The organism is Dechloromonas hankyongensis (genome assembly GCF_022012295.1).
GTDB classification, from domain to species: Bacteria; Pseudomonadota; Gammaproteobacteria; order Burkholderiales; family Rhodocyclaceae; genus Azonexus; species Azonexus hankyongensis.
Genome location: NZ_JAKLTN010000001.1, coordinates 48,212 through 69,716 on the forward strand (window position 1 = coordinate 48,212; position 21,505 = coordinate 69,716).

Annotated in this window: 20 protein-coding genes; 8 read left to right on the top strand and 12 right to left on the bottom strand. The window is 63.9% G+C overall.

The window, feature by feature from the left end; all coding sequences use genetic code 11:
• Nucleotides 1-2: 2 nt before the first annotated feature.
• From LZ012_RS00255 to glnL, 6 genes are all read right to left on the bottom strand, one after another.
• A complete protein-coding gene (locus tag LZ012_RS00255) occupies nucleotides 3-1,007 on the bottom strand; it encodes an SPFH domain-containing protein (RefSeq protein WP_275706327.1) in 1,005 nt (334 codons plus the stop codon).
• A gap of 18 nt (nucleotides 1,008-1,025) precedes the next feature.
• Nucleotides 1,026-1,427: a DUF350 domain-containing protein gene (locus tag LZ012_RS00260; RefSeq protein ID WP_275706328.1), complete on the bottom strand. Its 402-nt coding sequence runs from the start codon at nucleotides 1,425-1,427 to the stop codon at nucleotides 1,026-1,028.
• Between the two features lie 147 nt (nucleotides 1,428-1,574).
• Nucleotides 1,575-2,294 (bottom strand): type III pantothenate kinase, encoded by a 720-nt coding sequence (locus tag LZ012_RS00265; RefSeq protein ID WP_275706330.1) that lies wholly within the window; start codon nucleotides 2,292-2,294, stop codon nucleotides 1,575-1,577.
• The gene (locus tag LZ012_RS00270; RefSeq protein ID WP_275706332.1) at nucleotides 2,291-3,076 is read right to left on the bottom strand and encodes a biotin--[acetyl-CoA-carboxylase] ligase; all 786 of its coding nucleotides are present in this window, start codon (nucleotides 3,074-3,076) and stop codon (nucleotides 2,291-2,293) included. Before LZ012_RS00270 ends, LZ012_RS00265 begins: the two co-directional genes overlap by 4 nt.
• A gap of 10 nt (nucleotides 3,077-3,086) precedes the next feature.
• A complete protein-coding gene (ntrC, locus tag LZ012_RS00275; RefSeq protein WP_275706335.1) occupies nucleotides 3,087-4,499 on the bottom strand; it encodes a nitrogen regulation protein NR(I) in 1,413 nt (470 codons plus the stop codon).
• A 49-nt stretch (nucleotides 4,500-4,548) separates the two neighbouring features.
• The gene (gene glnL / locus LZ012_RS00280) at nucleotides 4,549-5,622 is read right to left on the bottom strand and encodes a nitrogen regulation protein NR(II) (protein WP_275706337.1); all 1,074 of its coding nucleotides are present in this window, start codon (nucleotides 5,620-5,622) and stop codon (nucleotides 4,549-4,551) included.
• Nucleotides 5,623-5,732: 110 nt separating this feature from the next.
• Here glnL and LZ012_RS00285 point away from each other — a divergent pair, with 110 nt between their 5' ends.
• Together LZ012_RS00285 and LZ012_RS00290 are read left to right on the top strand one after the other, a co-directional pair.
• Entirely contained in the window at nucleotides 5,733-6,818 is a 1,086-nt protein-coding gene (locus LZ012_RS00285; protein ID WP_275706340.1) for an efflux RND transporter periplasmic adaptor subunit, read from the top strand.
• 12 nt (nucleotides 6,819-6,830) lie between these two features.
• A complete protein-coding gene (locus LZ012_RS00290; protein ID WP_275706342.1) occupies nucleotides 6,831-9,968 on the top strand; it encodes an efflux RND transporter permease subunit in 3,138 nt (1,045 codons plus the stop codon).
• Between the two features lie 85 nt (nucleotides 9,969-10,053).
• On the opposite strand, the gene LZ012_RS00295 is transcribed toward LZ012_RS00290, so the two are convergent.
• The 3 genes from LZ012_RS00295 to LZ012_RS00305 form a co-directional block, all read right to left on the bottom strand.
• On the bottom strand, nucleotides 10,054-10,503 hold the full coding sequence (locus tag LZ012_RS00295; protein ID WP_275706345.1) for a DUF4124 domain-containing protein: 450 nt from the start codon (nucleotides 10,501-10,503) through the stop codon (nucleotides 10,054-10,056).
• A gap of 109 nt (nucleotides 10,504-10,612) precedes the next feature.
• On the bottom strand, nucleotides 10,613-12,028 hold the full coding sequence (gene glnA / locus LZ012_RS00300; RefSeq protein ID WP_275706347.1) for a type I glutamate--ammonia ligase: 1,416 nt from the start codon (nucleotides 12,026-12,028) through the stop codon (nucleotides 10,613-10,615).
• Between the two features lie 186 nt (nucleotides 12,029-12,214).
• The gene (locus LZ012_RS00305) at nucleotides 12,215-13,363 is read right to left on the bottom strand and encodes a cation diffusion facilitator family transporter (RefSeq protein WP_275706349.1); all 1,149 of its coding nucleotides are present in this window, start codon (nucleotides 13,361-13,363) and stop codon (nucleotides 12,215-12,217) included.
• Between the two features lie 68 nt (nucleotides 13,364-13,431).
• On the opposite strand from LZ012_RS00305, the gene LZ012_RS00310 reads away from it, so the two are divergent.
• From LZ012_RS00310 to clsB, 5 genes are all read left to right on the top strand, one after another.
• Nucleotides 13,432-13,884 carry a rhodanese-like domain-containing protein gene (locus tag LZ012_RS00310; protein ID WP_275706351.1) on the top strand — a complete coding sequence of 151 codons (453 nt, stop codon included), beginning with the start codon at nucleotides 13,432-13,434 and terminating at the stop codon, nucleotides 13,882-13,884.
• Between the two features lie 39 nt (nucleotides 13,885-13,923).
• On the top strand, nucleotides 13,924-15,021 hold the full coding sequence (gene nadA / locus LZ012_RS00315) for a quinolinate synthase NadA (RefSeq protein WP_275706353.1): 1,098 nt from the start codon (nucleotides 13,924-13,926) through the stop codon (nucleotides 15,019-15,021).
• A 221-nt stretch (nucleotides 15,022-15,242) separates the two neighbouring features.
• Nucleotides 15,243-15,947, top strand: a complete 705-nt coding sequence (locus LZ012_RS00320; protein ID WP_275706355.1) for a PEP-CTERM sorting domain-containing protein — start codon at nucleotides 15,243-15,245, stop codon at nucleotides 15,945-15,947.
• A 150-nt stretch (nucleotides 15,948-16,097) separates the two neighbouring features.
• Complete coding sequence (locus tag LZ012_RS00325) at nucleotides 16,098-16,871, top strand: endonuclease/exonuclease/phosphatase family protein (RefSeq protein ID WP_275706357.1); 774 nt, start codon at nucleotides 16,098-16,100, stop codon at nucleotides 16,869-16,871.
• Nucleotides 16,861-18,054 carry a cardiolipin synthase ClsB gene (gene clsB, locus LZ012_RS00330; protein WP_275706359.1) on the top strand — a complete coding sequence of 398 codons (1,194 nt, stop codon included), beginning with the start codon at nucleotides 16,861-16,863 and terminating at the stop codon, nucleotides 18,052-18,054. The genes LZ012_RS00325 and clsB overlap by 11 nt, the downstream gene beginning before the upstream one ends.
• On the opposite strand, the gene gluQRS is transcribed toward clsB, so the two are convergent.
• The 3 genes from gluQRS to LZ012_RS00345 all read right to left on the bottom strand — a co-directional run bounded on the left by gluQRS (nucleotide 18,035) and on the right by LZ012_RS00345 (nucleotide 20,661).
• Nucleotides 18,035-18,943: a tRNA glutamyl-Q(34) synthetase GluQRS gene (gene gluQRS, locus LZ012_RS00335; protein ID WP_275706361.1), complete on the bottom strand. Its 909-nt coding sequence runs from the start codon at nucleotides 18,941-18,943 to the stop codon at nucleotides 18,035-18,037. The two genes, clsB and gluQRS, sit on opposite strands and share 20 nt — an antisense overlap.
• A 161-nt stretch (nucleotides 18,944-19,104) precedes the next feature.
• Nucleotides 19,105-20,064, bottom strand: a complete 960-nt coding sequence (locus LZ012_RS00340; RefSeq protein WP_275706363.1) for a sensor domain-containing diguanylate cyclase — start codon at nucleotides 20,062-20,064, stop codon at nucleotides 19,105-19,107.
• Between the two features lie 222 nt (nucleotides 20,065-20,286).
• A complete protein-coding gene (locus LZ012_RS00345; protein ID WP_275706365.1) occupies nucleotides 20,287-20,661 on the bottom strand; it encodes a VOC family protein in 375 nt (124 codons plus the stop codon).
• Between the two features lie 303 nt (nucleotides 20,662-20,964).
• Here LZ012_RS00345 and LZ012_RS00350 point away from each other — a divergent pair, with 303 nt between their 5' ends.
• On the top strand, nucleotides 20,965-21,504 hold the full coding sequence (locus tag LZ012_RS00350; RefSeq protein WP_275706367.1) for a TRAP transporter small permease subunit: 540 nt from the start codon (nucleotides 20,965-20,967) through the stop codon (nucleotides 21,502-21,504).
• Nucleotide 21,505 lies beyond the last annotated feature (1 nt).

Here is a 21,505-nt window from a genome sequence, read left to right on the forward strand (position 1 = left end):
GATCAGGTCAGCTTCTTCAGCAGCTCGGCCTTCTTGGCGTCGAATTCGGCCTGGCTGAGGATGCCCTTCTCGACCAGTCCATGCAGTTTTTCCAGCGTGGCGACGACCTCGTCGGCTGACACCGTGCCGCCGGCCGGCGCCGGCTGGGTGGCGGCCGCCATGGCCTGGCCGACGACCTGGCCGAAACCGACCCCGGCGCCCAGGCCGACGCCCATGGCGGCCAGGCCACCTTCGTTCTTCGCCGCGTCGGGAATGCTGTTGGCGACCTGGTACTGGGTATAGCGCTGCAGGTCGCCGATCATGTTCATGCCGATCCTCTGGTCGAGAACCTTCTGCAATTCCTCAGGCAGCGATACATTCTGGACGACCAGCGAATCGAGAGCCAGGCCGTATTCGGCGAACATCGGCGCCGCCTTGGCGAACATCGCCTTACCGAATTCGTCCTGGTTGGCCGCCATGTCGATGAAGGGCACGCCCGATTCGCCGAACAGGTCGGTCAGCCCGGCCACCATGGTGTTGCGCAACTGGCCTTCGAGTTCTTCCCGGGTATAAACGTCGCGCGTCCCGGAAATCTTCTGGTAGAAGGCCTTCGGGTCGGTCAGGTGATACGAGTAGATGCCGAAGGCGCGCAGGCGGACGATGCCGAATTCCTTGTCGCGGATGGTGATCGGATTCGGCGTCCCCCACTTCTGGTCGAGCTGGGTGCGCGTCGAGAAGAAATAGACGTCGCTCTTGAACGGGGATTCGAACAGCTTGTCCCAGTTTTTCAGGTAGGTCAGCACCGGCAACGTCTGCGTCGTCAGCTTGTACATGCCCGGCGCGAAGACATCGGCGACCGTGCCTTCATTGACGAACATCGCCACCTGCGAATCGCGCACGGTCAGGCTGGCGCCGTTCTGGATTTCCATCTCGGCCATCGGGAAGCGCCAGGCCAGGGTGCCGTCGCCATCCTCGGTCCATTGCAGGATGTCGATAAACTGTTTCTTGATGAAGTCCATCAGTGCCATGAAATTCTCCTTGCGTGATCAGGCGATACAGCCGGCATTGAGGATGCCGATACCGAGGGAAAGCGATGCGAGAAAGATGCCGGAAGCGACCTTGCCCTGCGGAATCGCCAGATTGATCTGGGGCAGGGCGAGGCGGGCGACGACATAGACCAGCAATTGCACGACGCAGGCGACGACGCCCCAGCCGACCATGGTCATGATGTTGTGACTGGTGACCACGGCCACGGCGATGGGCAGGGCATAGCCGACCACCGCACCGCCCAGGCTGACTGCCGCCGCCGTATTGCCGTCGCGAATCAGGGCCAGCTCGCTGTACGGCGTCACGAAGATGTAGAGGACGACGAAAACGACCAACAGGGCGAGAGCCGTGGCGAAATAGCCGGCGAAGGCGGGCAGGCTGCTGATGACCGGATCGAACATGGAATCTCCCGACAAGGGCGAAATGACAGTCGATTGTCACCGCTCGCCGCGCTTTGTTCAAGCCCGGACAGCAACTGGCTCCGGCACGATGCGCGCGGCGGAGCGCCGACCGTCAGGGCGATGGCGCCGGCCGCGCCCTGCCCCCGCTCACGCCAGCGGCATTTCGCCGGCCAGCCGGCGCAGACCATCGAGCGGCAGGTTGGCGACCAGACGGTGCGGGATGTGCAACACGGCGGCAATCTGCTCGGCATAGCCGCCCGACAGCAGGCAGCTGGCACCATCCAGCCGGGCAACAACCCGTTCGATCGCGCCGGCCTGTGCTTCGAGCACGCCGGACACGATGGCATCGTCGGTGCAGCGCGGCTGGGGCGCGTAATGGCCATCGGCAAATGGCAAGCCGGCGGTGCCCTGGGCCAGCGAGCGCAACATCAGGCCGATGCCGGGCACGATATCGCCACCAACGAAGTTTCCCGCGACATCCAGCGTATCGATGGTCGTCGCGGTACCCGCCATGACGACCACCGTCGGCCCTGCCTGCAAGGCCCGCGCACCGATCAGCGCGCACCAGCGGTCGACGCCCAGCCGCTCGGGATGGCGGTACAGATTGGTCACCCCTCCCGCCCTGGCGGAGGATTGCACGTCATGGAAGACCGGCTGCCAGGCCGCCAGTTGCTGGCGAATGCGCCCGCCCGCAGCGGGACCGGCGACATTGGCCAGCATCACCCGTTCGGGTCGCGGCCATGTGCTGGCTAGGGTAGTCAGCTGTTCGATCTCGGCATGCGCCACGGCCCCCTGGGCCAGCCAGCTTGCGCCATCGTGGACACCCCATTTGATGCGGGTATTGCCGCTGTCGAGACAGACGATCATGCGCGGCGGAGGCTGACGTCGCCGGAAAAAATGCGTTCGATCCGCTCGCCGGTATCCAGCAACAGGGAGCCGTCGGCATCGACACCCAGGCAGCGCCCGGAGAGCGTCTGCTCTTCGCCGAGGATGTGCACCGGAAGATCCTGCCAGGCGTGATAACCCTGCCAGGCCGCCTTCAACCCGGCGAAACCCGCCTCGCCGAAGGTGTCGAGCACGCCGGCCAGTTCGCTCAGGATGGCAGCAAGGACGTCGTGGCGCCCGGCCGTCACGCCGGCGTCGGCCAGACCGGCGACCGCTTGCGGCAGGGCTTCCGTCGGCGCCGACAGATTGAGGCCGATGCCAACGATGGCCTGCGTGCCGCGCCGGTCGGACGACAATTCGATCAGGATGCCGGCCAGCTTGGCGAATTCGCCATCCACTTCGAGCAGCACGTCGTTCGGCCACTTGAGGCGAACCCCGGTCGCGCCCAGGCTGTCCAGCGCGCGGGCCAGTGCCACGCCGACCGCCAGCGACAAGCCGCTGAGGCCGGCCGCGTTGCCGGGAAAACGCCAAAGGACGGAAAAGGTCAGGCTGGATTCCGGCGACGACAGCCAACTACGGCCGCGCCGCCCGCGCCCGGCGCTCTGCCGGTCGGCGACGATCACCGTGCCGGCCGGCGCGCCGCGGTCGGCACGGCGCATCAGTTCGCTGCTGGTCGAATCGCATTCATCCAGCGCATCGACATCGAAACGTCCGGCCAGGGGGCCCAGCCGGGATTTGAGCACTACGGGGTCGATCAGGGTCATGCGGCGGATTCTACTCCGCCGCGTGCTCCTTGCCGCCATCGATGCCGAGTTCGGCGATCTTGCGCGTGATGGTGTTGCGGCCGATGCCCAGGGCCTGGGCCGCTTCGATCCGGCGGCCGCCGGTGTGGGCCAGGGCCTGAGAGATCAGAATGCGCTCGAAGACCTGCGACAGCACGCCATGCACATCCGGCACGCCGCGCGCGAGCAGGCGATCGACTTCGCCTTGCAGGGCGCCTTCCCAGTCGGTGGCCAGTGTCACCGGCGTCGCTTCGCGCAGTTCGACCGGCAGGTCACCGACCTCCACCTGCTGCCCGGGCGCCATGACGGTCAGCCAGTGGCACAGGTTTTCCAGTTGCCGCACGTTGCCCTGGAAATCGAGGCCGGCCAGGTACTTGATGGCAGCATCCGACAGGCGCTTGGTTTCGACCCCCAGTTCGCGCGCACTCTTCTGCAGGAAATGGCGGGTGAGCAGCGGAATGTCCTCGCGCCGCTCGCGCAGGGCCGGCAGGCGGATGCGGATGACGTTGAGGCGGTGGAACAAGTCTTCGCGGAACAGGCCGTCCTTGACCCGGGTTTCCAGGTTCTGGTGGGTCGCCGCGATGACGCGGACGTTGGCCTTGATCGGCGAATGGCCGCCGACACGGTAGAAATGGCCATCGGACAGCACGCGCAGCAAACGGGTCTGCAGTTCGGACGGCATGTCGCCGATTTCGTCGAGGAACAGCGTGCCGCCCTCGGCCTGCTCGAAACGACCGCGCCGCTGGGCCTGGGCCCCGGTGAAGGCACCGCGCTCGTGGCCGAACAGTTCGGATTCCAGCAGGTCTTTCGGGATGGCCGCCGTGTTGATGGCGATGAAGGGCTTATCGGCGCGCGGGCTATGGCGATGCAGGGCGCGGGCGACCAGCTCCTTGCCCGAACCGGATTCGCCAGTGATCAGCACTGTGGCATGCGACAGGGCCAGCCGGCCGATGGCGCGGAAGACTTCCTGCATGGCCGGCGCCTGGCCGAGTATCTCCGGCACCAGGCCTTCTTCCTCGGACGCACCGCTTTGGTGCATCGACTCATCGATGGCGCGACGGATCAGTTCGACCGCCTGATCGACATCGAAAGGCTTGGGCAGGTATTCGAAGGCACCGCCCTGGAAAGCGGCAACGGCGCTTTCGAGATCGGAATAGGCGGTCATGATAATGACCGGCACCGACGGGAAGCGGGTCTTCACTTCCTGCAGCAATTCCAGCCCGGACTGGCCTGGCATGCGGATATCGGACATCAGCACCTGCGGCGGCTCGATGCCCTGTTCGAGCTGCGAGATCGCCTCGGTGGCCGAGGCGTAGCTCTTGAACGGGATGCCCTCGCGGGACAGGGTCTTTTCCAGCACCCAGCGGATGGAGCGATCGTCGTCTACGATCCAGACCGGTTTCATATTTGGTAGGCTCATTTTGTTGTCAGAATGGCCTTAACGGAAGCAAGACTCAGGCCTGTTCAATCGGCAGGCGCAGCGTGAAGATGGTGCTGCCCGGCCGGCTCGAACAGTCGATGGTGCCGTGGTGGTGCTGGATGAAATTCTGGGCGATGGTCAGCCCCAAGCCGCTGCCGCCTTCGCGCCCGGAAACCAGCGGGTAGAACATGCGTTCGCGGATGACGTCAGGGATGCCGGGGCCGTTGTCGATGACCTTGATTTCCATGGCCAGGCGATAGCGCTTCTTGGCCAGCGTCACCTGGCGCAGCGAGCGCGTGCGCAGGATGATCTCGCCTTCGCCGTTCAAGGCCTGGGCAGCATTGCGGGCGATGTTGAGCACCGCCTGGATGAGCTGCTCGCGGTCGCCGACCAGCTCCGGCAGGCTGGTGTCGTAGTCGCGGCGCACCGCCAGCGAGCCGGGAAATTCGGCGCGCAGCAGGCTGCGCACCCGTTCGAGGATCTCGTGGATATTAACTGTCGCCGGCAGCATCGGCCGATGCGGGGTAAGCAGCCGCTGCATCAGGTCCTGCAGGCGATCCGCCTCCTTGATGATGACTTGGGTGTATTCCTTGAGCGAGGGCGCATTGGGCAAATCAGCCAGTTCGTGCTCAAGTAGTTGCGCCGCACCGCGGAGGCCGCCCAGCGGGTTCTTGATCTCGTGGGCCAGATTGCGGATCAGCTCACGGCTGGCCTGTTGCTGCTCGATCAGCCGCTCTTCGCGGGTCGCCGTCAGGTGATGCTCGATGGGCTGCAGTTCGAGCAACAGCCGCACGCCGGGCGCAATGTCCACCCGCAAGGGGGTGACCGTACAGTTGATGTGCAGCGTCTCGCCGTCGCTGCGCAACAATTCGATGTTCTGACCGGTATAGCCCCAGTTGTTGTTCAGGCCGTTGTCCAGCGCGCCCTGCAAGGTCGCCGAACAGGTGCAGATCGACCCCAGTGTCTTGCCGACCACCGTTCGGCTACTGACCGCCAGCAGGTTTTCGCCCGCCGCATTGATGTAACGGATGATCTGGCCTTCGTCGATCAGGAGCACCGCCGAGGCCAGGAGATCGAGGCCGGCAAAGGAAGCATGGGTCACGTTCATGTCCGCATTGTAGCGACTTGCGCCGGCCCGCCGATGACAACTTGCGTTAATGACCGAACGTTCATTATCATGCCGCATTACCTATTGCTTATCGTCCGTGCGCTGCCACCATGCCCAGAATCCCCCCCTTCCTGCCGCTGCTGCTCGCCATCGGTGCGCTGCTCGGCGGTTGCCGCGGCGGCGAAGCGCCGCCGCCCACGATCCCGGCCGTTCTCGTCCAGCCTGCTGCCGGCGCCCCGGCCACCGGCGCGATCTACACCGGCGAAATTCGCGCTCGCCATGAAGTCGACCTGGCCTTTCGCGTCGGCGGCAAGATCGCCTCCCGCCTGGTCGATGCCGGCGCCGAGATCAAGGCCGGCCAGCCGCTGGCCCGACTCGACCCGGCCGACCTGCAACTCGCCGCCGGCAGTGCGCGCGCCCAGCTGACCGGTGCCGAGAGCGAACTGGCCACCACCCGTGCCGAACGCGAACGTTACGCCGGCCTGCTCGCCAAAAAATTCGTCAGCCAGGCGGCGTTCGACGCCAAGGACAACGCCCTCAACAGCGCCCAGGCCCGCCTCGAACAGGCCCGCGCGCAAAGCCAAGTGAGCGGCAACCAGGCGGCCTACGGCACGCTGAGCAGCGAAACCCCGGCCATCGTGACCGCCGTGTTGGCCGATGCCGGCCAGGTTGTCAGCGCCGGGCAGCCGGTGCTGCGCATTGCCCGGCCGGAAGAAAAGGAAGTGGCGATTGCCGTTCCGGAAAGCCGGCTGGCCGAAATTCGCGCCGCCAAAAACATCCAGGTCGCCCTCTGGGCCGCCCCCGCCACCGCCCTGCGCGGCGAACTGCGCGAACTGTCGCCGGCTGCCGACCCGGCGACCCGGACCTACGCCGCGCGGATACGCCTGATCGCTCCGCCGCCGGAGGTACGCCTCGGCATGACCGCCCGCGTCCAGTTGGGCGGTGACGCCGCCGGAGAACTGCTGGTGCCGCTGGGCGCCGTGCTCGACATCGGCAGCGGCCCGTTCGTCCGCATCGTCAAGGACGGCAAGGTCGTCTCGCGGCCGGTCAGCGTCGCCGCGTTCCGCGAGGACGGTGCCGCCATCAGCAGCGGCTTGCAGGCCGGAGAAGCGGTCATCGTCAGCGGGGCGGCCAAGCTGGTCGATGGCCAGGCCGTGCAGACCCGGCCACTCACCCCGTCGGACCGCCAGCGCTAGGGCGTATCCACCGTGAGCCATCGCTTCAACCTGTCCGACTGGACCCTGCACCACCGCACGCTGGTCGGCTATTTCCTGCTCGCCATCGCGCTGATGGGCGTCCTCGCCTACGGCAAGCTGGGCCAGGCCGAGGACCCGCCTTTCACCTTCAAGATCATGGTCGTCCGCAGCCTGTGGCCGGGCGCCACGGCGCGCCAGGTCGAACAGCAGGTGACCGACAAGATCGAGAAGAAGCTGCAGGAAACGCCGTATATCGACCGCGTCTCCAGCTTCTCCCGGCCGGGCGAATCGACCGTGCTGTTCTTCGCCAAGGACAGCACGCCGCCGGGCAACGTGCCCGACGTTTTCTACCAGGTGCGCAAGAAGATCGGCGACATCCGCCACACCCTGCCGGCAGGCGTCCAGGGCCCCTTCTTCAACGACGAATACGGCGACGTCTTCGGCAACATCTACGCCCTGACCGCCGACGGTTTCGACTACCCGCAACTGAAGGACCAGGCCGAGCGCATCCGCGACGAGCTCTTGCGCGTACCTAACGTCGCCAAGGTAGATATCTTCGGCATCCAGGACGAAAAAATCTTCGTCGAACTGTCGAACACCAAACTGGCGACGCTGGGGATCGACCAGACGACCATCGTCCAGGCGCTGGCCCAGCAGAATGGCGTGAACGGCAGCGGCTTTTTCGAAACGCAGCAGGAACGCATCCAGATCCGCCCCGGTGGCGCCTTCGATACCACCCTGGCGGTGGCCGACACGCTGATCCGCGCCGGCAACCGCAGCTTCCGGCTGGGCGACATCGCTACCATCAAACGCGGCACCATCGATCCGCCAGCCACGCAAGTACGCTTCGGCGGCAAGCGGGCGCTGGCCATCGGCGTGTCGATGACCAAGGGCGGCGACATCATCCAACTCGGCAAGGACCTGCACAGCCGAATCGCTGAGCTGCAAGCCGGCCTGCCGATCGGCGTCGAGATCGGCGAAGCGGCCAGCCAGCCCGACGCCGTCAAGCGCTCGGTGCAGGCTTTCGTCCAGTCGCTGGCCGAGGCGGTGCTCGTCGTCATGGCCGTCACCTTCCTCAGCCTCGGCATCCGCACCGGCCTGGTCGTCGCCATTTCCATCCCGCTGGTGCTGGCCGCCACCTTCCTCGCCATGTCGCTGTTCAACGTCGGCCTGCACAAGGTGTCGCTCGGCGCCCTGGTCCTCGCCTTGGGCCTCTTGGTGGACGACGCAATCATCGCCGTCGAGATGATGTGGGTGAAAATGGAGCAGGGCTGGGAACGGACCCGCGCCGCCTCTTTCGCCTATACCAGCACGGCCGGGCCGATGCTGTCTGGCACGCTGGTCACCGTCGCCGGCTTCATCCCCATCGCGCTGGCCAAGTCGTCGACCGGCGAATACGCCTTCGCTTTTTTCCAGATCAATGCGGTGTCGCTGCTCATTTCCTGGCTGGCCGCCGTCATCGCCATTCCGTGGCTGGGCTATAAGCTGCTGCCCGACCCGCGCGCTGCCAAAGCCGCCAGCGCGTGGGAGAAAAAGGCACCCCGCCTGGCGGCCCTGGTCGACAAGCTCGGCCTGAACGGCCCCGCCCATGCCGAAGACCACGATGTATACGGCACGCCTTTCTATACCCGCTTCCGCCTGCTGGTCGCCTGGTGCGTCCGTCGCCGCTGGCTGGTCATCGGCATCACCATCGTCCTGTTCGCGCTGTCCATCGTCGGCATGGGCAAGGTGCAGAAGCAGTTCTTCCCGAACTCGACCCGCCTCGAACTGAACGTCGAACTGCGCCTGCCGGAAGGCTCGTCCATCGCCGCCATCGACGCCGAGGCGCAGCGGCTCGAAGCCTGGCTGGCCAAGGACAAGGCCGCGCACGACGATTTCGAGCATTACATCGCCTACGTCGGCTCCGGCTCGCCGCGCTACTACCTCGGCCTCGACCAGCAACTGGCGTCCAGCAACGTCAGCCAGTTCGTCATCGTGGCGCGCAGCGTCGAGGCGCGGGAAGCGCTGCGTGATCGCCTGATCCGGCTGTACGATAGCGAGAGCTTCGGTGCCCGCGCCAACATCAGCCGCATCGAGAACGGTCCGCCGGTCGGCTATCCGGTCCAGTACCGCATTTCCGGCGAGGCCCCCGAGGTGCTGCGCAAGACGGCCGCCGACATCGCCGCTGTCATGCGACAGGAACCCGAACTGAGCAACGTCAATCTCGACTGGAGCGAACTATCGAAGCGCATCGAAATCGAGATCGACCAGGACAAGGCACGCCTGCTCGGGGTGTCCAGCCAGGATATCGCCGCCCTGCTCAACATGTCGCTGAACGGCTATGCGGTGACCAGTTTCCGCGAAGGCGAAAAAACCATCGACGTCGTGCTGCGCGGCGACCGCGACGAGCGGCAGCATCTGGCCGCCCTGCCCGATCTGGCGGTGCCGACGCGGGCCGGAAAGAGCGTGCCGCTCAGCCAGATCGGCCGCCTCAAGCACGGTTTCGAACCGGGCCTGATCTGGCGGCGCGATCGCCTGCCGACCATCACGGTACGTGGCAACCTGTACGGCAAGACACAGCCGGCGACCATCGTCGGCCGCATCCAGCCGCAGATCGATTCCATCCAGGCCGCCCTGCCCGACGGCTACCGCATCGCTACCGGCGGCTCGGTCGAGGAATCGGCCAAGGGCTCCGGTTCGGTGATGGCCGGCATCCCGCTGTTCGTGCTGGCCGTGGTCACCATCCTGATGATCCAGTTGCAGAGCGTTTCGCGGGTGGCCATGGTGCTGCTCACTGCCCCACTCGGCATCATCGGCATCGCGCTGTTCCTGCTCATTTTCAACCAGCCTTTCGGCTTCATGGCGCTGCTCGGTACCATCGCACTGTTCGGCATGATCATGCGCAACTCGGTCATCCTGGTCGATCAGATCGAGCAGGACCTGGCGGCCGGCAAGGCGCGGCGCGATGCCATCGTCGAATCGACGGTGCGCCGCTTCCGCCCCATCGTGCTGACCGCCGCCGCGGCGGTGCTGGCCATGATCCCGCTGTCGCGCAACGACTTCTTCGGCCCGATGGCGGTCGCCATCATGGGCGGCCTGATCGTCGCCACGGCGCTGACCCTGCTCTTTCTGCCGGCGCTGTATGCGGCCTGGTACAAAGTCAGGAATTAGGATCGAGCTGCCAGCTTTTGGCAAAAACAGAGGGCGCCGCGGCGCCCTCAACTTTCACTAACAGCTCGATCCCAATAGCTAACCGCTACTTCAGGTTTCCCAGTTCCTTTTGGATTGCCTGGATGTTGCGTTCGTGCTGGCTCACCCGGTCGCGATACGGGGCCGTCCGGTCGCTCGGGCCGCCTTTGGCGGCTTCCTGTTCGGCCAGTTCCTTCTTCGCCTGCTCCAGATTGCGCTGTTCGCCGGCCAGTTCCTGTTCGAGGATATGGCGGCGATCGCCGTCGCGCGACTTCTGGGTGTCTTCGCCGACCCGCGGGAAGCCGGCCGGCGACGGATTGGCCGCGGCACCTGCCGGCCGCGCCTTGGGCGCGGGCAGCGTGTTTTCGGGGCCGCTGACAATGGCCTTGCAGTTCTTCTCGATGCGTGAATTGGCGATGACGGTCCCGCCGCTGGCATCGACGCATTTGTAAATCGTCTGCGCCGACGCCGTCAGCGGCATCGCAACAACCAGCAGGGTAAGCAAACTACGTTTCATCACCGTCATTCCTCATAACTTTTTCAGTCTACCGGACTTAACGACACGGCCACGAAAAAGTGGACAAAAAAAAGGCGGGAAACCCGCCCTTTTTTTGACTCAGCCCCGATTAGCAGCTGTAGTACAGATCGAATTCGACCGGGTGGGTCGTCATGCGAACCTTGTTCACTTCTTCCATCTTCAGGCTGATGTAGGCATCGATCCAGTCGTTGGAGAAGACACCGCCACGGGTCAGGAACTCGTGGTCAGCTTCCAGGGCAGCCAGCGCTTCTTCGAGGGAGGCGCAGACGGTCGGGATCTGTGCGTCTTCTTCCGGCGGCAGATCGTACAGGTTCTTGGAAGCCGGATCGCCCGGGTGGATCTTGTTCTGGATACCGTCCAGACCAGCCATCAGCAGGGCGGCGAAGCACAGGTACGGGTTGGCGATCGGATCCGGGAAGCGGGTTTCGATACGACGGGCCTTGGTCGAGGCGACGAACGGGATACGGATCGAAGCGGAACGGTTCTTGGCAGAGTAAGCCAGCTTGACCGGAGCTTCGTAGTGCGGGACCAGACGCTTGTAGGAGTTGGTACCCGGGTTGGTGATCGCGTTCAGGGCCTTGGCGTGCTTGATGATGCCGCCGATGTAGAACAGGGCGGTTTCAGACAGGCCAGCGTAGCCATCACCGGCGAACAGGTTCTTGCCATCCTTCCAGATGGACTGGTGAACGTGCATGCCCGAGCCGTTGTCGCCGACGATCGGCTTCGGCATGAAAGTGGCGGTCTTGCCGTACTGGTGGGCAACGTTGTGCACCACGTACTTCAGCATCTGGGTCTGGTCGGCACGCTTGACCAGGGTGTTGAACACGGTACCGATTTCGCACTGACCGGCGTTGGCGACTTCGTGGTGGTGAACTTCAACCGGGCAGCCGATGGCTTCCAGGGTCAGGACCATGGCCGAACGGATATCGTGCAGGCTGTCGACCGGCGGAACCGGGAAGTAGCCGCCCTTGACGGTCGGACGGTGGCCAGTGGCGCCATTGCCTTCGTTCTTCTCGCCGGAATTCCAGGCCGCTTCAGCGGAGTGGATCTTCAGGGAGCAGCCGGACATGTCGACATTCCATTCGACGCCGTCGAAGATGAAGAATTCGGGTTCCGGACCGAAGTAGGCGGTGTCGCCGATGCCGGAGGACTTCAGGTAGGCTTCAGCGCGCTTGGCGATGGAGCGCGGGTCGCGGTCGTAGCCGCGGCCATCGGCCGGGTCGACAACGTCGCAGGACAGAACGACGGTGGTTTCGTCGAAGAACGGGTCGACGTAGGCAGTAGCCGGATCCGGCATCAGCAGCATGTCGGAAGCTTGAATGCCTTTCCAGCCAGCGATGGAGGAGCCGTCGAAAGCGTGGCCGTTTTCGAACTTGTCTTCGTCGAAGGCGGAAACCGGCACGGTGACGTGCTGTTCTTTGCCACGGGTATCGGTGAAACGGAAATCGACGAACTTGGCGTCGTTTTCCTTGACCATCTTCATCACGTCTTGCGGGGTTGCCATAAGAGTCTGTCTCCTAAGAAAACAAGGTGCCGGGCGGAACCGGCAAATCAAAAAATCAAAGCCCGGAAGTCTTAGCAGTAACTATGCCAAAGGTCAGCGAGCAATCTTTCCATTTTGCCACAAGGAGATGCCGACAATAAACAAAGAATTGACGCACTCTTATGGTGCACAAATGACAACATGGCACTACTTTGGTGCAACCATGCAGATCAGTGATATATTGTCCACCACGGCATGAGTCTTCAGGCGGGCCGCAACGGCGCTTTCCGCCTCTTTCAGCGTGTCGCCATTCTTGAAAAAGGCATGATCGAGGAATACCTCGGCCTCGACCCGGCCGTTCAGGTAATGCAGGACGATCTTCAGCGGCTGCGGCAAACCGACCAGCAAAGGCTGCAAATCGGCGAGCAGGACATCGCGCGACGGCTGCCGGAACGCGAAGGCGTCGGGGTCCATATCGTCTTCGGGATCGATATGGACCAGCACGTCGAGCACCTCGGGGTGTTCGCGCAAGACCCGGCTACGCGCCGACTCGGCGATGCGATGTCCTTCCGAGACGCTGATCCGCGAGGCGACCTGGACGTGGGCATCGACCAGCGCCTGATGCGCCATGCGCCGGGTACGCAGTTGGTGCACGCCGCGCACGCCGGAGGTTTCGAGCAGCGTCCGACGGATCTGCTCGACCTGCGCTTCGTCGAGCCCGGTATCGATCAATTCCTTGATCGCGCCCCAGGCCAGTTCCGCCCCCATGCGCAGGATCATGAAGCCCATCAGCGCCGCCGCCAGCAGGTCGAGGAAGGACCAGCCGAGCAGGGCACCGCCGATGCCGACCACGACGACCAGCGCCGACGCCGCATCGGCACGCGTATGCAGCGCGTTGGCGGTGAGCAGTTGCGAGCGCTGGCGTTCAGCGACGCGGATCAGGTAGCGATACAGCCCTTCCTTGGAAACCACGGTGGCGATGGCGATCCACAAGGCGGACAACTCCACCACCGGCAGATTCTCGATGTGTTGCAGGCGCATCCCCGATTCCCACAGGATGCCGCCTCCGATCAAGGCCAGCGACGCACCCAGCAGTAGCGTGGCCGCCGTCTCCATCCGCGCATGACCGTAGGGATGCGCCGTGTCGGCCGGATGGGCGCTCTGCCGGCTGGCGTAGATGACCAGGAAATCGGACAGCAGGTCGGAAAAGGAATGCAGGCCATGCGCGACCAGCGATTGCGAATGCGCCAGCCAGCCGACGATCAACTGAGCGACGGTCATTACCAGATTCACCGCAACGCTGACCCACGTTGCTTTCTGCGCCTCGGCCGCGCGCTCCGCCAAGGCGCTTGCCACCGCCTGCTCCCCTTGTCCCATCTGCTCTGCCCTATACTATGGGTTTACGATTCTAGCAGTTGGACCTTATGGGAAAGTTAACCGAAATCCTCAATTTGGCCGCAGCGCGCGGCGAGGCGCTGGAACGCCCGTACAAGGGCGACCTGACCCCGCGCGAAGCCTACGAAGTCCTGCAACTGGCGCCCGGCGCCAAGCTGGTCGATGTCCGCACCCGGGCCGAATGGGACTGGGTCGGCCGCGTTCCCGGCGCCGTCGAGATCGAGTGGAACCAGTACCCGGGCGGCGGGCGCAACCCCAACTTCATCGCCGAACTGCAACGCCAGGTCGATCCGCAAGTTCCAGTGGTATTCCTGTGCCGCAGCGGCGTGCGTTCCATCGGCGCCGCCACCCTGGCCACCGAAGCCGGCTACGGCGACTGCTACAACATCCTCGAGGGCTTCGAGGGCGACAAGGACACCAACGCGCATCGCGGCAATATCGGCGGCTGGCGCCACGCCGGCTTGCCCTGGATTCAGGGATAATACGCGGCCGTAAAAAACGGCCCATTTCAGAGATCAGCAATGCAGACAGCGACCATTTCCTTCGACCCGTTCAACAGCCTGTCCGACAAGGACTGCCACGAGCGCATCCGCGCCGCGCGCGCCAAGCTCGGCAAGAAGGCTGTCATTCTCTGTCACCATTATCAGCGGGCCGACGTTTACCAGTATGCCGACCTGACCGGTGACTCGCTGAAGCTGTCCCGCCTCGCTTCGCAGACCGATTCGGAGTTCGTCGTTTTCTGCGGCGTACATTTCATGGCCGAAGTCGCCGACATCATGACCGCCCCGAACCAGACCGCCATCCTGCCCGACCTCGCCGCCGGCTGTTCGATGGCCGACATGGCCAATCTGGCCAAGGTCGAGCGCTGCTGGCGCGAGCTAAACGAAATACTCAATGCCGACCAAGAAGTTACCCCAGTCACCTACATCAACTCGGCGGCCGATCTGAAAGCCTTTTGCGGCGAGCACGGCGGTATCGTTTGCACCTCGTCGAACGCTGGCACCATCGCCAAGTGGGCCTTCGAGCGCCGCCCGAAAGTCCTGTTCTTCCCCGACCAGCACCTCGGCCGGTGGACCGGCCACAACCTGGGCTTCGCCATGGACGAAATGGTGGTCTGGGACCCCGACCTCGAACTCGGCGGCCTCACCCCGGAACAGATCAAGAAAGCGCGTATCCTGCTATGGAAGGGCCACTGCTCGGTGCACCAGATGTTCCAGAAATCGCACATCGACGCCTTCCGCGCCAAGCACCCCGAAGGCAAGGTCATCGCCCATCCGGAATGCAATTTCGAGGTCTGTGCCGCCGCCGACTATGTCGGCTCGACCGAGTACATCGTCAAAACCATCAAGGAAGCGCCGGAAGGTACGCGCTGGCTGGTCGGCACCGAACTGAACCTGGTCGACCGCCTGGCCGAAGAGGTCAAGCCGCAGAACAAGATCGTCCAGTTCATGGCCACCACCATCTGCATGTGCTCGACCATGCAGCGCATCGACCCGCAGCACCTGGCGTGGACGCTGGAAAACCTGGCCGAAGGCAAGGTGGTCAATCCCATCCGAGTGCCCGAGCACGAGGCCAAGCTGGCCAAGCTGGCGCTCGACCGGATGCTGGCCATTTCCTGAGCGCGGTGCCGTGCTGAATTGACGTAGCGCGAATGCGTAGCCGACCCCTGGCTACGCCCCCAAGCGAACTGCCATTAAAAGCCGGGCTTGTTCCCGGCTTTTTCGTGACATTTTCCCGGTTTTACTGGCGAATAGGGACGGCCGTGTCCTATTTCACGCTTGCTTTTTCCCCGCTAGACCTAGACTTCAGTCACCCGATAACGACCCACAGGACTGAAAAAATGAAAATCAAATCTGCGGCACTGGTTACTGCAATCGTCACCACCGGCCTGTGGGCAAGCACCACTTTTGCCGCACCGGTGGTCATGGAAATTTCCGGCGGCAACTGGAGCACCGGATCCGGGTGGGGTGCGGCGTGCACCAACAGCGCATGCGACCCCGCGCACAGCCTGCTCAACGTCAGTTGGACGGCTGCCGCATTGCTCGGCACGACGCTGACCTTCAACAACGTGATGGACTCCCAAACCATCCGCTTCGGCTCGGCCAAGTTCTCCGAAGAGAATGGCAGCATCGACAGCGGCGAAGTGGACAACCTGAGCCTAAGTGCCCTGCTCCAAGTCAAGTCCCTGGCTTTGCCGAACGCCAGCATCGCCACGGTGGCCGCAACGCTGGGGGTTCTGAAGGAACAAGGTTCACCCAATATCGACCTGGCGGTCAGCTTTGCCCCGATCGCGATCCAGCTGGCCGACGGCAGCCTGCTCGACGTGTCGTTCTCCGGCCTGTCGTGGAATTGCCAAGGCACCGACCACTGTACCTGGGCATCCCCGGTGACACAGAACATCGATGCGACCTTTACGCTGACCAAGGCCGCCAACGTCGCCAGCGTGCAGGCTTTGGTCAATAACGTACCGGAACCGTCCTCCATGCTGCTGTTCGGTGCCGGGATCGCCGGACTGGGCTTTACCAGACGACGTAAAACGAACTGAGCGCGAATCGCGAAGCCGGGCTGAATGCCCGGCTTTTTTCTTGGTGCAGGCAAAACGGCCTATGCCTATACTAACGAAACGAAAACAGCCCCCCCATCTCGCCATTGCGCTTGGCCGGATGCGTAGCCAACCCCGTTACCGAAACCCAAGATGCCCAGCAGAAGCGGATCACAGCCGTCTTTACACATCACCACCTTCAACATCCACAAGGGCTTTTCGCAATTCAACCGGCGGATGATGGTGCATGAACTGCGCGAGCGCCTGCGCGACCTGAACTCCGACATTGTCTTCCTGCAGGAAGTGCAGGGCCTGCATCTCGGCCACGCCGAGAACCACGACAACTGGCCGGATTCGCCGCAGCACGAATTCCTCGCCGAGGACTTCTGGGAAGCCTGCGCTTACGGCCGCAACATGATCTACGACCACGGCCATCACGGAAACGCCATCCTGTCGCGCTTTCCCATCCTGCACAGCCACAACCAGGACGTCACCCACCTGCAATTCGAGAAACGCGGCCTGCTGCATTGCCAGATCAAGCTGCCTGAAGGCCTCGCCGCCCATTGCGTCTGCGTGCACCTGTCGTTGTTCGGCTACTCGCGGCGCCGGCAAATGAACGCCCTGGCCGACTACCTGGAAACGAGCGCCAACCCGGGCGCGCCGCTGATCATTGCCGGCGATTTCAACGACTGGGGCAACCGGGCCGGCGAACATCTCGCCCAGCGCCTCGGCCTGCGCGAAGTGTTCAGCGGGACGAGCGGCGTACCGGCGCGCAGCTTCCCGGCGGCGATGCCGATGTTCCGCCTCGACCGCATCTACGTGCGCGGCTTCGATGTGAAGCAAACCGAAGTGCACCACGGACTGCCGTGGTCGACCATTTCCGACCACGCCGCACTGTCGGCGCACCTCGCGCGGCATGGCCGCTGAGTTTCTGCCGGGCAACCGGCTAACGCTGCTCAATTCGGGCGCCGACTACTTCCCCGCCCTGCTCGCCGCCATTGGCGAGGCCCGGATCGAGATCTACCTTGAAAGCTACATCTTCGCCGATGACGAAATCGGCCACGAGGTGGCCTGGGCGCTGTGCCATGCCGCCGAGCGCGGGGTTCAGGTCAACGTCACCGTGGACGGCTTCGGCGCCCGCAATTTCGCCGCCGATTTCCTGCCCCGGCTGACCGCCTCTGGCGTCCGCGCCATGCAGTACCGCCCGGAAATCGGACGCTTCAACATGAAGCGCCACCGGCTGCGCCGGCTGCACCGCAAGCTGGTCGTCATCGACCGCCAGGTCGCCTTTGTCGGCGGCATCAACATCGTCGACGACAACAATGCACCGGAAGCGATGCGCCCGCGCTTCGACTACGCGGTACGCATCGAAGGCCCGACCCTCAACCAGATTCACCATGCCGCGCGCCGGATGTGGGAAATCGTTTCGTGGGTCAACTTCAAGCGGCGCTACCGCCTGATGCCCGTCGCCACCCCGAGTTGCGACATCGCCGGAACGCAAAAGGCCGCCTTCCTGATCCGCGACAACATCCGCCACCGCAACGACATCCTCAATGCCTACCTCGACGCCATCGACAACGCCCAGCACGAAATCCTGATCGCCAACGCCTATTTCCTGCCCGGCGTCCGCTTCGGCCGGGCGCTCTACGCCGCCGCCCGGCGCGGCGTGCGCATCACCGTGCTGCTCCAGGGCAAGACCGATCACCCGCTGATGCGCTACGCGACCCAGACGCTGTACGTCGCCGCGCTGGCCGCCGGCATCCGCATCTTCGAATACGAAAAGAGCTTCATGCACGCCAAGGTCGCCGTCATCGACGGCGAATGGGCGACCGTCGGCTCATCGAACATCGATCCGTTCAGCCTGCTGCTGGCCAAGGAAGCCAATATCGTCGTGCGCGACGCGGGCTTCGGCGGAGAGCTTCACGCTAGCCTGCACGACGCCATCAAGCACGGGGCCCGCGAGTTGCTGGCCGACGATCTCAAGCGCGTAGCGTGGCCCTCCCGGCTGCTGCGCTGGCTGGCCTACGGCCTGGTGCGGGCCATGGTCGGCATCGCCGGCTACGGCCAGCGCCACTGGCGCAATCAGGACGTCACGCCGGAAGAGCAATGAGCGGCTGGCGCGGGATGGCGCCGAACGACCAGTTTTCCTGCGCCCACGCCCAGACGGCGGCCAGCGGCGCGCGGGCCAGTTCGTCTGGTGCCGGTTGCCCCAGGAAGCGCAAGGCACGGAGCAGCTCGGCTGCCGCCATGTCAGGGCACAAGGCCCGAGCCTTGGTCTGCTTCGACAGCTTCTCCCCGGCCTCGTTGGCGGCCACCGGCAGATGGGCGTAGATCGGCACCGGGTAGCCCAGGCACCGCTGCAGCCAGATCTGGCGCGGCGTCGATGCCAGCAGGTCGGCACCGCGCACGACGTGGGTGATGCCCTGCTCGGCATCGTCCACGACAACTGCCAGCTGGTAGGCGAACAATCCGTCGGCGCGGCGCAGCACGAAATCGCCGACATCGGACTCGAGATGCTGGGCGATCCGCCCCTGCAGGCGATCGACGAAGGCCAGCTCGGCGGCGTCGTCGACCCGCAGGCGCCAGGCGCGTGCCGTGCGGCCGGCCGGCAGACCGCCCCGGCAGGTGCCGGGATAGGCCAGTCCGCCGTCGATGGCTGCATGCGTCGCCGAATCGGCAATCTCCTTGCGCGAACAGGCGCAGCCGTAGGCCAGGCCGGCTTCGATCAGCTTGGCAAGCGCTGCGGCGTAGGCCTCAAAGCGCGCGCTCTGGTACAGCACGGCGCCGTCCCATTCGAAGCCAAAGGCGGCCAGGGTGCGCAGGATCTCGTCGGCCGCCCCCGGCACATTGCGCGGCGTATCAACATCCTCCATGCGCACCAGCCACTCGCCGCCCTGCGTCCGGGCATCGAGGTAGCTGCCGACCGCCGCGACCAGCGAGCCGAAATGCAGCGGTCCGCTGGGAGAAGGCGCAAAACGCCCGCGATAGGGAGGATTCATGAAAGGCAAGCGAAAAACGAGGCCGGGCCATTCTATGTCGAAGACGGGATCGACGCGACGGTGAAAGTCGGCTGCTGCCTCGATTCAGCCGAAGCAGGGAGAGCCTGCTTTCTGCAGCGGCGATGTTCCGCTCGCCGCCAGCGAGGAGTTTCAGACCTCGCTCAAAATGCGCCGTTGGCCACCGAAACCCGGTTGCGGCCTCCGTACTTGGACTTGTACATGGCCTTGTCGGCGGCCGAAACCAGCCAGGCAGCGGGCATCTCGCGCTCGGGGATGGTAGACACCACGCCGACGCTCATCGTCACCCACGGCGCCACCTCGCTGGCTACATGCGGCAGCGCGGTGCGCTCCATGTCGGAACGCAGCCGCTCGGCCACGGTGCGTGCACCTTGCAGATCGGTGCCGGGCAGGATGACGGCAAATTCCTCGCCGCCGTAGCGGGCCACCAAGTCGCCCGGCCGGAAAATCTCCCGCTGCAGGATGCCGGCCACCGCTTTCAGGCAGGCGTCGCCCTTTACATGTCCGTAGTGATCGTTGTAGCGCTTGAAATGGTCCACGTCGGCCAGGATCAGTGCAATGGGCTGACCGTTGCGCTGCGCCCGGTTCCATTCGATTTCCAGTTTTTCGTCGAAGCTGCGCCGATTGGCGATCCCGGTCAGGCTGTCCATCGTCGCCTGCATTTGCAGGGCCAGTTGGGCATTCTTGTAGTCGGTCATGTCGCGCAGCGTCTCGACCACCGCCACCAATTGGCCATCATCGGCATAGATCGGCCCGGCGTCGACCGCCAGGTAGAGGCGCTCGCCGATGCGCGGCATCACGCACCAGTTCTCCGCCTTCATGCCGTGGCCGAACTCGGACGCCTCGGTGTGAAAGGCATACAGTTTGTCGAGATCGGCGGCCAGCCCTTTGGCCAGGATGTCGGCCAGACACAGTCGCGGCTTACTGTAGAAGGCCCGCCAGTGGTCGCTGGTGCCCAGCACTTCCTTGGCTGCAACCCCGGTAAGACGCTCGCAGGCGCGGTTCCAGATGATGACGCGGCACTCGGCATCGAGTACGAAGGTCGGCACCACCAGATGTTCCATCAAATTGACGGCAAAACTTAGTTCCTGAGTCTGCTTCACCAGCTTCCCGCTAAACATCTCTCCCCTTTCGAAGCCGTTCCCGTAGCGGGAACGGCCCCTCTCCCCGTTGCCCCACATCCGGAATGGATGCCTGACCAAACCTGGACAGTAAGGGACGCCGGCAAGCCCCCATAGTTAATTTTTCACGAACTGTACAATTGATTCATGAATTGATAATTTATTGCAGCAAAGCCCGCCACGCCGGGCACCACCCCGAGCCGCTCAATCGGACGCTGATCCGGAACAGAACCACAGCTTGTTGCCCTCGCTGTCGAGGAAGCTTCCGACCAGCGCACCACCATAGCGTTCGACGGCATCGGCGATGGTCACCCCGCGTTGGCGCAGCACGAGTTCGGTGCCGCGCGCATCGTCGGTCAGGATGGTCACCCGTGGATTCAGGGTCGCCGACGGCTGCGCCGGCAAATCAGTCTTCAGCATCAGGATGGTATGACCGAGATGGACGCCGACCGGCTTGCCGTCTTCCTCGGCAGGGTGCAACGACAAGGTATCGGTGTAGAAGCGCATCGCCCGATCGAAGTCGGTTACCGCCAAGGCGAGCACCTTGATACTCGCCAGTTTCAGTTCAGGTGCGGTCATGTCGGATTCTCCTTTGCTCGCGAAGGCGGCGGTAATCGGCGCCCCTGTTCCCCGGGTCTGCGCGGCCAATACATTCGTTTACTTCGTCAGTGAGACAGCCGCTACCGAACCAAGTTTCGACGCCGACAAGGACGGTGCGCAGTGCCGTCAATCCGCCCATGAATCCTTCCCGTTTGCCGACAGATCGGGCGACCGGTGCGATGCACCCGGGCGTAAAACTAGGGATATCCCTAGTCAGAAAGTTGTTACGCCCTCCCTCTACTCAAAAAGCGGATTTTTCGCTGCATAAGAAAGAGGATGGAGATGAAACCCTTACTCAAACTGTCCACGTTCATCGATGGACTGAATCTGCAGTTCGGCAAACTGGCCGACTGGCTGGTGCTGTTGCCCTGCCTGATCAGCGCCGGCAATGCCATGGTCCGCTACGCGTTCGACTACAGCTCGAATGGCTGGCTCAAAGTGCAGTGGTACATGTTCGCCGGCATCGTCCTGCTCGGCGCCTCGTACCCCCTGAAGCTGAACGAGCATGTCCGCGTCGATGTGCTGTACGGTCGCCTGTCGCCCAAGCTGCGAGCCTGGATCGATTTGCTCGGCTTCGTCTTCTTCCTGCTCCCGGCCTGCTTCCTGTTGATGAAAATGTCCTGGTCGTTTTTCGAGCTGTCGTATCACACCAACGAGGTGTCGAGCAACGCCGGCGGCCTGACCCGCTGGTGGGTCAAGTTCGTACTGCCGCTGGGCTTCGGTCTGCTCACCCTGCAAGGACTTTCCGAGTTGATCAAGCGCATTGGTTATCTGACCGGCCAATACAACATGGATACCCACTACGAAAGGCCGCTGCAATGAT

Bases quoted from the DNA above. Each gene is read 5' to 3' on its own strand.
- LZ012_RS00255 (WP_275706327.1), bottom strand. From the start codon at position 1,007: ATGGCACTGATGGACTTCATCAAGAAACAGTTTATCGACATCCTGCAA.
- LZ012_RS00260 (WP_275706328.1), bottom strand. From the start codon at position 1,427: ATGTTCGATCCGGTCATCAGCAGCCTGCCCGCCTTCGCCGGCTATTTC.
- LZ012_RS00265 (WP_275706330.1), bottom strand. From the start codon at position 2,294: ATGATCGTCTGTCTCGACAGCGGCAATACCCGCATCAAATGGGGTGTC.
- LZ012_RS00270 (WP_275706332.1), bottom strand. From the start codon at position 3,076: ATGACCCTGATCGACCCCGTAGTGCTCAAATCCCGGCTGGGCCCCCTG.
- ntrC (WP_275706335.1), bottom strand. From the start codon at position 4,499: ATGAAACCGGTCTGGATCGTAGACGACGATCGCTCCATCCGCTGGGTG.
- glnL (WP_275706337.1), bottom strand. From the start codon at position 5,622: ATGAACGTGACCCATGCTTCCTTTGCCGGCCTCGATCTCCTGGCCTCG.
- LZ012_RS00285 (WP_275706340.1), top strand. From the start codon at position 5,733: ATGCCCAGAATCCCCCCCTTCCTGCCGCTGCTGCTCGCCATCGGTGCG.
- LZ012_RS00295 (WP_275706345.1), bottom strand. From the start codon at position 10,503: ATGAAACGTAGTTTGCTTACCCTGCTGGTTGTTGCGATGCCGCTGACG.
- glnA (WP_275706347.1), bottom strand. From the start codon at position 12,028: ATGGCAACCCCGCAAGACGTGATGAAGATGGTCAAGGAAAACGACGCC.
- LZ012_RS00310 (WP_275706351.1), top strand. From the start codon at position 13,432: ATGGGAAAGTTAACCGAAATCCTCAATTTGGCCGCAGCGCGCGGCGAG.
- nadA (WP_275706353.1), top strand. From the start codon at position 13,924: ATGCAGACAGCGACCATTTCCTTCGACCCGTTCAACAGCCTGTCCGAC.
- LZ012_RS00320 (WP_275706355.1), top strand. From the start codon at position 15,243: ATGAAAATCAAATCTGCGGCACTGGTTACTGCAATCGTCACCACCGGC.
- LZ012_RS00325 (WP_275706357.1), top strand. From the start codon at position 16,098: ATGCCCAGCAGAAGCGGATCACAGCCGTCTTTACACATCACCACCTTC.
- clsB (WP_275706359.1), top strand. From the start codon at position 16,861: ATGGCCGCTGAGTTTCTGCCGGGCAACCGGCTAACGCTGCTCAATTCG.
- gluQRS (WP_275706361.1), bottom strand. From the start codon at position 18,943: ATGAATCCTCCCTATCGCGGGCGTTTTGCGCCTTCTCCCAGCGGACCG.
- LZ012_RS00345 (WP_275706365.1), bottom strand. From the start codon at position 20,661: ATGACCGCACCTGAACTGAAACTGGCGAGTATCAAGGTGCTCGCCTTG.
- LZ012_RS00350 (WP_275706367.1), top strand. From the start codon at position 20,965: ATGAAACCCTTACTCAAACTGTCCACGTTCATCGATGGACTGAATCTG.